The organism is Micromonospora sp. ATA51, assembly GCF_016802855.1.
GTDB lineage: Bacteria > Actinomycetota > Actinomycetes > Mycobacteriales > Micromonosporaceae > Micromonospora > Micromonospora sicca.
The window spans coordinates 1-10,062 of record NZ_JAEVHJ010000252.1; the positions used below are offsets into that span (position 1 = coordinate 1).

At 73.5% G+C, this 10,062-nt stretch carries 12 protein-coding genes and 1 pseudogene; 9 read left to right on the forward strand and 4 right to left on the reverse strand.

Annotated features, from left to right (window positions below; genetic code table 11):
• Window positions 1-442: 442 nt before the first annotated feature.
• Window positions 443-1,042, forward strand: a pseudogene (locus tag JNW87_RS28440) (M15 family metallopeptidase); the annotation flags it as partial.
• A gap of 82 nt (window positions 1,043-1,124) precedes the next feature.
• Here the strand turns inward: JNW87_RS28440 and JNW87_RS28445 are convergent.
• Window positions 1,125-2,162, reverse strand: a complete 1,038-nt coding sequence (locus JNW87_RS28445; protein ID WP_109802930.1) for a M36 family metallopeptidase — start codon at window positions 2,160-2,162, stop codon at window positions 1,125-1,127.
• 115 nt (window positions 2,163-2,277) lie between these two features.
• Between JNW87_RS28445 and JNW87_RS28450 the strand changes: the two genes are divergently transcribed.
• The gene (locus tag JNW87_RS28450; protein WP_109802922.1) at window positions 2,278-2,784 is read left to right on the forward strand and encodes a DinB family protein; all 507 of its coding nucleotides are present in this window, start codon (window positions 2,278-2,280) and stop codon (window positions 2,782-2,784) included.
• On the opposite strand, the gene JNW87_RS28455 is transcribed toward JNW87_RS28450, so the two are convergent.
• Complete coding sequence (locus JNW87_RS28455) at window positions 2,781-3,593, reverse strand: alpha/beta hydrolase family protein (RefSeq protein WP_109802921.1); 813 nt, start codon at window positions 3,591-3,593, stop codon at window positions 2,781-2,783. The genes JNW87_RS28450 and JNW87_RS28455 overlap by 4 nt on opposite strands.
• 281 nt (window positions 3,594-3,874) lie before the next feature.
• Between JNW87_RS28455 and JNW87_RS28460 the strand changes: the two genes are divergently transcribed.
• From JNW87_RS28460 to JNW87_RS40275, 3 genes are all read left to right on the forward strand, one after another.
• Window positions 3,875-4,270, forward strand: coding sequence for a hypothetical protein (locus JNW87_RS28460; protein WP_109802920.1), 396 nt, complete (start codon window positions 3,875-3,877; stop codon window positions 4,268-4,270).
• Between the two features lie 111 nt (window positions 4,271-4,381).
• Window positions 4,382-4,795, forward strand: a complete 414-nt coding sequence (locus JNW87_RS28465) for a VOC family protein (RefSeq protein WP_109802919.1) — start codon at window positions 4,382-4,384, stop codon at window positions 4,793-4,795.
• A 228-nt stretch (window positions 4,796-5,023) separates the two neighbouring features.
• Window positions 5,024-7,030 (forward strand): TetM/TetW/TetO/TetS family tetracycline resistance ribosomal protection protein, encoded by a 2,007-nt coding sequence (locus JNW87_RS40275; protein WP_309234099.1) that lies wholly within the window; start codon window positions 5,024-5,026, stop codon window positions 7,028-7,030.
• Between the two features lie 23 nt (window positions 7,031-7,053).
• Here the strand turns inward: JNW87_RS40275 and JNW87_RS28475 are convergent, their stop codons facing one another.
• Window positions 7,054-7,701: a phosphatase PAP2 family protein gene (locus JNW87_RS28475; RefSeq protein WP_109802917.1), complete on the reverse strand. Its 648-nt coding sequence runs from the start codon at window positions 7,699-7,701 to the stop codon at window positions 7,054-7,056.
• A gap of 83 nt (window positions 7,702-7,784) precedes the next feature.
• Between JNW87_RS28475 and JNW87_RS28480 the strand changes: the two genes are divergently transcribed.
• Window positions 7,785-8,156, forward strand: a complete 372-nt coding sequence (locus JNW87_RS28480; RefSeq protein WP_109802916.1) for a BlaI/MecI/CopY family transcriptional regulator — start codon at window positions 7,785-7,787, stop codon at window positions 8,154-8,156.
• Complete coding sequence (locus JNW87_RS28485; protein ID WP_109802915.1) at window positions 8,153-9,070, forward strand: M56 family metallopeptidase; 918 nt, start codon at window positions 8,153-8,155, stop codon at window positions 9,068-9,070. Before JNW87_RS28480 ends, JNW87_RS28485 begins: the two co-directional genes overlap by 4 nt.
• On the opposite strand, the gene JNW87_RS41730 is transcribed toward JNW87_RS28485, so the two are convergent.
• Window positions 9,052-9,402 (reverse strand): DUF6058 family natural product biosynthesis protein, encoded by a 351-nt coding sequence (locus JNW87_RS41730; RefSeq protein ID WP_109802914.1) that lies wholly within the window; start codon window positions 9,400-9,402, stop codon window positions 9,052-9,054. The two genes, JNW87_RS28485 and JNW87_RS41730, sit on opposite strands and share 19 nt — an antisense overlap.
• Between JNW87_RS41730 and JNW87_RS28490 the strand changes: the two genes are divergently transcribed.
• Together JNW87_RS28490 and JNW87_RS28495 are read left to right on the forward strand one after the other, a co-directional pair.
• Complete coding sequence (locus JNW87_RS28490; protein ID WP_201749738.1) at window positions 9,285-9,746, forward strand: hypothetical protein; 462 nt, start codon at window positions 9,285-9,287, stop codon at window positions 9,744-9,746. The genes JNW87_RS41730 and JNW87_RS28490 overlap by 118 nt on opposite strands.
• The coding region (locus JNW87_RS28495; protein ID WP_238454713.1) for a hypothetical protein at window positions 9,680-10,062 on the forward strand (383 nt) is incomplete at its 3' end. The genes JNW87_RS28490 and JNW87_RS28495, both read left to right, overlap by 67 nt.

The following is a 10,062-nucleotide window of genomic DNA, read 5'->3' on the forward strand; positions in this document are numbered from 1 at the left end:
GGCCGGCCTGCACGGCGCCCGGCCGGCGCCGCCACGCCCTGGGCCGGGATCGGTCCGCTCCTCGGGTTCGGTGCGGTGCTGGTGGCCGGCGGAACCGTGCTGATCACGCGGCGTCGCCGGCACGCCGTGCGGACCAGCTCGGCCATGACCGGCCAGGGCGGGTAGCTCCGCTCCGGCCGAGCCGTACGTGCCGGGTCTGCGAGTTGGCCCGTCGCCGCCGAGGTGGGTCCGGTAGACAGGCAGCGTGAGTAGCGTGAGCAGCGGGAGACGAGCGTGCGGCGCGGCCCGGCGTACTGCTCGGCACCTGGCGGTCGTGCTCGTCGCCGTGGCAGCCGTCGACGCGGGCTGCCAGCAACCCGGGCCGCCCCCGCCGCCCCCGCCGAGCCCGCCGAGCCCGTCGCCCTCGGCCACCGCCACCGGGCCGCAGGCCCCGGCGGACTTCGTGGCGCTCTCCGACGTCGACCCGAGCATCCACAGCGACATCCGGTACGCCACCGCGCACAACTTCGTCGGTCGTCCGATCGCCGGCTACCCCGAGGCGCTCTGCCTGCTCACCCGTGCGGCGGCGGAGGCCCTGCGCCGGGTGCAGGCCGCCGCGCTCGCCCAGCGGCGCAGCCTGAAGGTGTACGACTGCTACCGCCCCCAGCGGGCCGCCGACGACTTCGTGGCCTGGGCGAAGGTGCCGGGGGAGCAGCAGATGAAGGCCGAGTTCTATCCCGACGAGGCCAAGTCGAAGCTCTTCGCCGACGGGTACATCGGCGCGCCGACCGCGCACAGCCGGGGCAGCACCCTCGACCTCACCCTGGTCCCCGTCCCGCCGCCCACCCAGCCCGGGTACGTGCCGGGACAGCCGCTGGTCGCCTGCACCGCGCCGCCGGGGCGGCGGTTCCCCGACAACTCGGTCGACATGGGCACCGGGTTCGACTGCTTCGACCCGCGCGCGCACACCGCCGACCCGCGGATCACCGGGGACGCCCGGGCGAACCGGGAGCTGCTGCGGCGGCTGATGACCGCCCAGGGATTCGAGAACTATCCGCGGGAGTGGTGGCACTACCGCCTCACCGCCGAGCCGTACCCGACGACGTACTTCGACTTCCCGGTGGCCCGGCCGGGACGGCGCCCGGTCAGAGGATGCCGCGGGCGACGAACGCCGCCCGGGTCGCCGACGCGGCGGTCGACCCGTAGAGCCGCTGCGCGGCGGCGACCGTGGCCAGCGCCGCGTCCCGGAACGAGGTGTCCGCGGCGAAGTCGAACTGCGCCTCCACGATCAGCGTGGTGGCCGCGCGGTCGCCCAGCGCGGTGCGGATGTCCCACAGCGCGCGGGACCAGATCTCGCCGTCGGCGTGCACCTCGCCCCGCATGTCCTGCGGGTAGACCTTGGTGCCGTCGAGTCGGCGCAGGCAGTGCGGGGCGGTACGGGTGTAGGAGACCGAGTCCCAGTCGGCCACGCAGGCCTCCGGGGTCCTCGTCGGCGTGCCGGTCGCCCAGCTGGTCACCACGACCGCCAGGTAGTCGCCGAACGCCTCGCCGATGGAGCCGGACTCGAGGTTCGTACCGAAGCCGGGCACCTGCCCGTCCTGCACCGAGTGGCCGTACTCGTGGACGATCACCTCGGCGTCCTCGGCGTCGTCCACGCCGCCCTTGCCCAGGGTGATGTTGGCCTTGTCCTCGCGGAAGAACGAGTTGTCGCCGCCGTACTGGTCGATGCGCAGCTCGATCTGCCGCTGGTTGACCGGCCGCAGCGTGCTGCCGAAGCCGAGCGACTGCAGGTACGCCTGGGCGGTGTTCACCCAGTGGTAGCCCATGACCTGCTCGAACTGGTCGGCGTCGCGGTGCCACCCCGGATACCCGCCGTCGACGGCCCGGGCCGGCGTGCCGGTCTTGCTCTTCACCGCGACGTACTTCCCGGTGAGGGTGCCGGAACCGTCCAGGTTGGTCAGCAGCACCGACCGGTACGCGCCGGCCAGCGCCGGGTAGTCGGCGTCCTTCGCGTCGGTCAGGCCCTGGTCGCCGAGCTGCTGCACCGGGTTCGGGGCGAAGACCGTGGCGGTGGCGCTGTGCCCGTACGGGTCGCCGGCGGCCTGGACGGTCGTGCCGCCGGCGACCAGCGCCGCGGTGACCACCGAGGCGACCAGCGCGGAACGTCTGATGTGGGGGTGCATCAACATGATCCCTTCAGCGGTGGATCGATCCGCTGAGACTAGGCTCCCCGGCGAACCCTGCCAAGCCTCGACGGGCCGGCCAGCAGCCCTCCCGTCGTCCCAGGAAGGACCCCTCGTGGAGACCGAACGGATCGGCCCGCCCCTGCTGGCGGGGGAGCGCGAGACGCTGCGCGTCTTCCTCGACTTCCACCGGGCCACGCTGGCCCTCAAGTGCGCGGGCCTCAGCGACGAGGAGCTGCGCCGGCAGTCCTCCCCGCCCTCGACGCTGTCGCTGCTCGGGCTGGTCCGGCACATGGCAGAGGTGGAGCGTGCCTGGTTCCGCCGCGTGATCAACGCCGAGGACGTCCCGCTGGTCTGGTCGGAGAGCGGCGACTACCAGGAGGCGTACGACGCGACCGGGGCCAGCCGGTCCGAGGCGTTCGAGGCCTGGCAGCGGGAGGTCGAGCACGCCCGCCGCATCGAGCGGGAGGCGGAGTCGCTGGACGTGACCGGCCACCAGGTCCGCTGGGGTGAGGACGTGTCGCTGCGGCTGGTGATGCTGCACATGATGCACGAGTACGCCCGGCACAACGGGCACGCCGACTTCCTCCGCGAGGCGATCGACGGCACCGTCGGCGTCTAGCCCTCCGGCGCCGGACGTTCAGCGGCCGGCGGCCGGTCGCGCCGCAGTGGCAGCCAGGCCAGCACGTCCTGGATCTTCGCGTCCCAGTACGCCCAGTCGTGCGCGCCGGGGGAGAAGTCCACGGTGAGCGGCACCCCGCGCCGCCGGGCCGTCTCGACGAAGCGGGTGTTGTCCTCGTACAGGAAGTCCTCGGTGCCGCAGGCGACGTAGAGCGCGGGCAGGTCGTCGCCGGCGCGCTCCAGCAGCGCGACCGTGTCGTCGTCGGTGCCGGGCACCTGCCGGTCGTCCCAGACGGTGTGCCAGACCGCCGGGTCCACCGGCCTGGTCGGGTGCTCCCGCCGCTCGGCCACGTCGAGCGCGCCGGAGAGGCTGGCCGCCGCCGCGAACCGCCCCGGCTCGCGCAGCGCCCACTTCACCGCCCCGTAGCCGCCCATCGACAGCCCGGCGACGAAGGTGTCCTCCCGCCGGTCGGAGAGCCGGAAGAACGATCGGCACACCTCGGGCAGTTCGGCGCTGAGGAAGGTCCAGTACCGGTTGCCGTGCTTCTCGTCGGTGTAGAAGCTGCGGTCGGCGTTCGGCATCACCACGGCCAGCCCGAGCGGCGCGACGTACCGCTCGATCGAGGTGCGGCGGGTCCAGATCGTGTCGTCGTCGGTCAGGCCGTGCAGCAGGTAGAGCACGGGCGGGTCGCCCGCGGCGGGGTTGCCGGCCATGCCGATCCCGGACGAGGTCCGCTCCGGCAGGAGCACCGTCATCGAGGTGCCCATGCCCAGCGCTTCGGAGAAGAAGTCACACCGTACGAGGGCCATGCCCGCCGATGCTAGGCGAGCCGGCCCGGGGCCGCTCCCGCCGGCCGGTCAGAGCGCGTACCGGAGCTGCCGCAGATCGACCGCGACGGCGCTCGTGGCGTCCGTGGCCGCGACCAGGGCCGGCGTCCAGGTGTCAACGGCGTTCCGCCCCATTCGCGGATGAATCGACCGTTCCTATTGCCCTGGCCGTCCAGGAGGGACAGGATGGCCACACGCGCGCCGGAAACCTCCGTGAAACCTGCGCGCTGCTGGTCTCTGTCACGAGGAAGTGGGAGTCAGTCATGAGCGACGTGTCGACGGCGCTGGGTGTGCGCCTCTACCCCGACCTGGTCGAACGGGGCGGGCTGGCGTCCGGGCTCGGCGCGACGGCCGCTCAGCACCAGCTCGACGTCGGCCGCGTGTCCGCCCCCGAGCAGGGTCGCAGCCGCTTCACCTGCGCCGAGCTGACCTCCGAACGGGGCACCGTCTGCGTCGGACTGGGCTCCCAGGCCCGATACTTCATGATCGACATCAGGGTGGCGGGGGAGGTCCAGGCCCGGGGCGACTGCACCGACCTGGTCCAGGTCGTCCAGGTGGCCGCCGCCTGGCGGGCCGGCGCGACCCTCGCCGACCTCACCACGCGCTTCCCCTTCATGGAGCGGGTCACGGTCCGCCCCACGGTCGGCCAGGCCCAGTAGCGGCCGCAGCGGGCCGGCCTCGCGGGCGAGCCTGCGTGGGCGGCCCGCGAAAAGAGTCGGACCCCGGTCGTAGCGTGCGGTCAAGCGCGCCGACGACGAGAGGGACCGATCATGCTGCGAGGACTCGCCACCGTCAGCTTCTGGGCCGACGACCTGCCGGCCGCCCGCGCCTGGTACGCCGACCTGCTCGCCCTCGAGCCCTACTTCGAACGGTCCGGCCCGGACGGGAGCCCCGCCTACTACGAGTTCCGCCTGGGTGACCACCAGGACGAGCTGGGCCTGATCGACCGGCGCTTCGCGCCGCCCGGCGCGGCCGACCGGCCCGGCGGGGCGATCGTCTACTGGCACGTCGACGACGTGACCGCCGCCTTCGACCGCCTGCTGGCCGCCGGGGCCGCGGTGCACGACCCGCCGCGCGAACGGGGCCACGGCTTCGTCACCGCCTCGGTCGTCGACCCGTTCGGCAACGTGCTCGGCGTGATGACCAACCCGCACCACGTCCAGACGCACGGGCTGGCGAAATAACGACAATCAGCGGGCCCCTCCGCCGGCGCATCCCAGCGCCGAATCCCCCGCCGCAACGGCCCCCGCACCGCGCCAACCGCCCACCCGGACGGGTTAATCGGTTGCCGGCCCCGGGGCCGGCTGCTGCAATCCGACCAGGAAAGACCGAGCAGAGGAGCCAGGCAATGCGCGCAGCGTCCATGTCCCACCAGAAGGGAATCACCACCTACCCAGAGGACATGACGCTGCGTGAAGACGTTGAACTTGGGAATCCTGGCACATGTCGACGCCGGTAAGACGAGCCTGACGGAGCGGCTGCTGCACAGCGCCGGCGTCATCGACGAGCTCGGCAGCGTCGACGACGGCAGCACCCGCACCGACACGATGGAGCTGGAACGGCAGCGCGGCATCACCATCCGTTCCGCCGTGGTCTCCTTCGTCGTCGACGGGGTCACCGTCAACCTCATCGACACCCCCGGCCACCCGGACTTCATCGCCGAGGTCGAGCGGGTGCTCGGCGTGCTCGACGGCGCGGTGTTGGTCGTCTCCGCGGTCGAGGGCGTCCAGGCCCAGACCCGGGTGCTGATGCGGACGCTGCAACGGCTGCGCATCCCCACCCTGATCTTCGTCAACAAGGTCGACCGGCCGCGCCGACCCGGAGCGGGTGCTGCGCCAGATCGCCGAGAAGCTGACGCCGGACGTGGTCGCGACCGTACGGGTCGAGGACCGCGGCACCCCGGCCGCCCGCACCATCCCGCGCGGGCCCGACGAGCCCGCGTTCACCGACCGGCTCGTCGACCTGCTCTCCGCGCACGACGACGCGCTGCTCGCCGCGTACGTCGAGGACGAGCGCGCGGTGACCGGGCACCGGCTGCGCCGGGCGCTCGCCGTGCAGACCCGCCGGGCGCGGGTACACCCGGTCTTCGCCGGCTCGGCGATCACCGGGGCCGGCGTCGAGCCGCTCATCGCCGCCTCGTCGAGCTGCTGCCGGCGGCGGAGGGCGACGAGGCCGCCCCGCTGTGCGGCACGGTCTTCAAGGTCGAGCGCGGACCGGCCGGCGAGAAGATCGCGTACGCCCGGATCTTCACCGGCGCCCTGCGGGTCCGCGACCGGGTCCCGTTCCGGCGGGACGCGGCGGCCAAGGTCACCGCGATCAGTGTCTTCGAGGCCGGTACCGCCCTGCCGGCCCCCGCGGTGGGCGCCGGCCGGATCGCCCGGGTGTGGGGTCTGGCCGACGTCCGGGTCGGCGACTTCCTCGGTACGCCGCCCGCCCGGCCGGCCGGCCGCCACCACTTCTCCCCGCCGACCCTGGAGACCGTGGTGGTGCCGTGCCGCGCCGCCGAGCGGGCGGCCCTGCACTCGGCCCTCGCCCAGCTCGCCGAGCAGGACCCGCTGATCAACCTGCGGCAGGACGACATCCGGCAGGAGATCGCCGTGTCGCTCTACGGCGAGGTGCAGAAGGAGGTCATCCAGGCCACCCTCGCCGACGAGTACGGCGTGCGGGTCGACTTCCGGGAGACCACCACCGTCTGCGTGGAACGCCCGGTCGGGGTCGGCGCCGCCGTGGAGTGGATCGGCAGGGAGCCGAACCCGTTCCTCGCCACCGTGGGGCTGCGGATCGAACCGGGCCCCCTCGACAGCGGGGTGGAGTTCCGCCTCGGCATCGAACTCGGCTCGATGCCGCTGGCCTTCCTCAAGGCCATCGAGGAGACGGTCCGGGAGACCCTGCGTCAGGGCCTGCGCGGCTGGGCGGTGATCGACTGCGTGGTCACCCTGACCCACGGCGGGTACTGGGCCCGGCAGAGCCACTCGCACGGGGTGTTCGACAAGAGCATGTCCAGCACCGCCGGGGACTTCCGCAACCTGACCCCGCTGGTCCTGATGGACGCCCTCACCCGGGCCGGCACCCGGGTGCACGAGCCGATGCACCGGTTCCGCCTGGACGTGCCGGCGGATCTGTTCGGCGCGGTGCTGCCGGTGCTCGCCGGGCTCGGTGCGGTGCCCCGCGGCTCCACGCTGCGCGGCTCGTCGTACCCGGTGGAGGGAGAGGTGCCGGCCGGCCGGGTGCACGCCCTGGAGCAGCGCCTGCCGTCGCTGACCCGGGGCGAGGGGATGCTGGAGTCGGAGTTCGACCACTACCGGCCGGTGCGTGGGCCGGTGCCGAGCCGGCCGCGCTGGGACCACAACCCGCTCAACCGCAAGGACTACCTGCTGGCGGTGGCGCGCCGGGTCACCGGAGCGGTCCAGGACGGGTGACCGCCGTACTGCGGCCCTGGCGGTCACCGGCCGGTGTCCTCCGGCGGGGTCCGTTCCCGGCCGGCGGCGGCGACGACCGGACCGGGCGGCGTCGGGGGCTCGGCGGTGACCAGCGGGCGCAACGCGGTACGACCCGTCGCGGTGACCAGCCGGGTGGTGAACGGGCGGGCGAGCAGCACGACGAGGACCGCGACCACGGCGCCGAGGAGCAGGCCGACGAGGACATCGTGCGGGTAGTGCGCGGCGATGTAGATCCGGGAGAAGCCCATCGCCAGCGCGGCGACCGCGGTGACCAGGCCGAGTCGTCGGGACACGAACCACAGCGCGGCGGCCGCGGCGCCCGCCATCACCGAGTGGTCGGAGGGGAACGAGAAATCGGTGCTGCGGGTGGCGAGCACGAGGATGTCCGGGTGGCTGGTGTAGGGGCGGGCCTCGTGGAACGCCGACACGAACGGCTGGTTCACGGCCACCGCCAGCAGGGTCGCCACCGGGGCGAGGACGGCCGCCGCCACCCGGTCCGCCTCGCTCGTGCGCCGGGCGTACCACCAGCCGGCCAGCATGATGGCGGCGAAGAGCACCACGCCGAATGCCGCGTAGCCAGTCACCGCGGCATGCAGCCAGGGGGTGGCCACCGCGAACCGGTTGACCTCGTCGAACAGCCCGACGTCCATCCCGCTCCCCGTCGTCGAGTGACACCTACAATGTTTGTAGGTCAGAGCTTACTACTACAAGATTTGTAGTTGATGGGGGACGGGTGGAGAGCAGACGCCGCCGGCACGGCGACCTGGAACACGAGATCCTGGCGGCGCTCGCCGCCGCGGACGCGCCGCTCACCCCGGCGACGGTCCGGGAGCGCCTCGACGCCGGGCTGGCCTACAACACCGTCACCACGGTGCTGGCCCGCCTGCACGGCAAGGGGCGCGTCACCCGCCACCCGGCCGGGCGCGCCTACGCCTACCAGGCGGTACGCGACCGTGCCCAGGTGACCGCCCACCAGATGCGTCGGCTGCTCGACGACGACGACACCGACCGCTCGGCCGTCCTGACCCGCTTCGTCGGCTCGCTCACGCCGGAGGACGAGGCGCTGCTGGTCACCCTGCTCCAACGGACCGAGCCGGACTCATGATCGTCGCCCTGGGGGTGGTGCTGGCGTCCGCCGTCGCCTACGCCTGCTGCGGCCCATGGCTGAGCCGTACCCTCCGACCCGCCCTCGCCGTGCGGCTCCTCGCGCCGACAGGCCTCCTCGTCACCTCGGCGCTCTGGTTCGCCGCCGCGGTCGTCGCCGCCACCTGGATCGGCCAGGACGCCGAGATCGCCGCGGCCGGCGCCTGGTCGGTCCAGGCGCTGCGGTCGCAGGCTCCCGTGCCCTGGCCGGTCTCGGCCGCCGCCCTGCTCGCCCTCGCCGCCGCGGCCGCCCGCACCGCCGTCTTCCTCATCCGCCGGACCCGGGCGATGCGCGCCGCGCACCGCGACTGCGGCCGACTCGGCGAACCCGGCTCCCTCGTGGTGCTCGACACCGACACTCCCGACGCCTTCACCACCCCCGAGGCCACCGGCCGCATCGTGGTCACCCGCGGCATGCTGCGCGCCCTCGCCCCCGACGAACGCGCCGCACTGCTCGCCCACGAGGGATCTCACCTGTCCCACCGGCACGCCTGGTGGATCACCGCGGTCGACCTGGCCGCCACGGCCAACCCGTCACTCGCCCCCACCGCCCGGACGCTGCGCAACGCCGTCGAACGGTGGGCCGACGAGGACGCCGCCGCCCGACTCGGGGACCGCCGGCTGGTCGCCCGCGCCCTGGCCCGGGCCGCCCTGGCCCGACGGCGCCACCCCGGCGACCTCCTGACCGCCGCGACCGGGGGCGACGTCCCGAATCGGGTACGGGCCCTGCTCGACCCGCCCACCCCGCGACGTGGCCCGGCCGTCGCCGTGCTCGCCCTGGTCCTCGCCGCGCTGACCCTGGGCGCCGCGACCGTCCAGCACCAGGGCGAACGCGTCTTCGAACGCGCGGAGCTCGCTCACTCGCAGCGCGGGTAGCGGGCCCGCACCGCGTCGACGCAGCTGTCCCGGGAGGTCGGTCCCCCGAAGCGGAGCCGGTCGTACCCGGTGAACGCCGGCTCCAGCGCGTCCAGCTCGTCGACCAGCGCGTGCAGCCGCGCCGACCGACCGCCGACCCGGCGTCCGGCTCGTCCGGTTCGACATGCATGGTCACCTGCCGGCGGACCTGTGTGAGTTGGAGGGTCCGCCGGCCGTGGCGCGGCAGGTGAGCCTGGCTGCGGCCGATCGGCAACAGGTCGTCGTCGACCGGGTCGACGGCCGTATGGTGCGGGTGTGGGCGCAGCTCCCGATGTGCCCGGCGCCGGCCGCATACCGCGACTGGGTGTGGCATGCCTTCGACGTGGTGCTGCCGGCGACCGTGCCCGCCGGGGTGAAAGTGTGCACGCCGACGCTGCGGCCCGGCGACGGCAAAGTTCGCGTTGACCTGCCCTGCCAGACCCCGCACACCCCGCCGCCGGTGGACGGCCACACGCGTGCCCTGGGTGTCGACTGGGGGGTGAACACCCTGCTGACCGCCACCGTGGCCGACCTCGACCGGGACGGCTCCGTTGTCGTGCAGGGCGCCCGTTGCGGTTCGACGCGACCGGTGTGTCGGCGAAACTGGTGCGGCTACGCCGCCACCGCGAACACCTCAAAACCAAAGCCGACCATCTGACGCGGCTGCGTGACGGCCGGCCCACCCACAACCCTGCCGCAGCGGCATTGAATGCGAAGCTTGCCCTCCTAGAGGCTGAGCATTCGGCGGTGTGCGCCCGAATCCGGCATCTCAACAACGCTCTTGCCTGGTCGGCGGCGCGGTGGCTCGTCGACCACGCCACCGCGGTCGGCGCCACCGCCATCTACATCGAGGACCTCGCCACACTCGAGGCGCATGGCCGGTCACGCAGCCTCAACCGGCGACTGTCTGGTGCGGTGCGCGGCACCGTGTTCACCGCCATCGCCCACCTTGCCGCGAAAGCAGGCATCGCCGT

Coding starts and splice junctions, on each gene's coding strand:
- JNW87_RS28475 (WP_109802917.1), bottom strand. CDS start 7,701: ATGGACGTCGGGCTGTTCGACGAGGTCAACCGGTTCGCGGTGGCCACC.
- JNW87_RS41730 (WP_109802914.1), bottom strand. CDS start 9,402: ATGCGGCCGGCGCCGGGCACATCGGGAGCTGCGCCCACACCCGCACCA.
- JNW87_RS28485 (WP_109802915.1), top strand. CDS start 8,153: ATGATCGTCGCCCTGGGGGTGGTGCTGGCGTCCGCCGTCGCCTACGCC.
- JNW87_RS28460 (WP_109802920.1), top strand. CDS start 3,875: ATGAGCGACGTGTCGACGGCGCTGGGTGTGCGCCTCTACCCCGACCTG.
- JNW87_RS28465 (WP_109802919.1), top strand. CDS start 4,382: ATGCTGCGAGGACTCGCCACCGTCAGCTTCTGGGCCGACGACCTGCCG.
- JNW87_RS28445 (WP_109802930.1), bottom strand. CDS start 2,162: ATGCACCCCCACATCAGACGTTCCGCGCTGGTCGCCTCGGTGGTCACC.
- JNW87_RS28455 (WP_109802921.1), bottom strand. CDS start 3,593: ATGGCCCTCGTACGGTGTGACTTCTTCTCCGAAGCGCTGGGCATGGGC.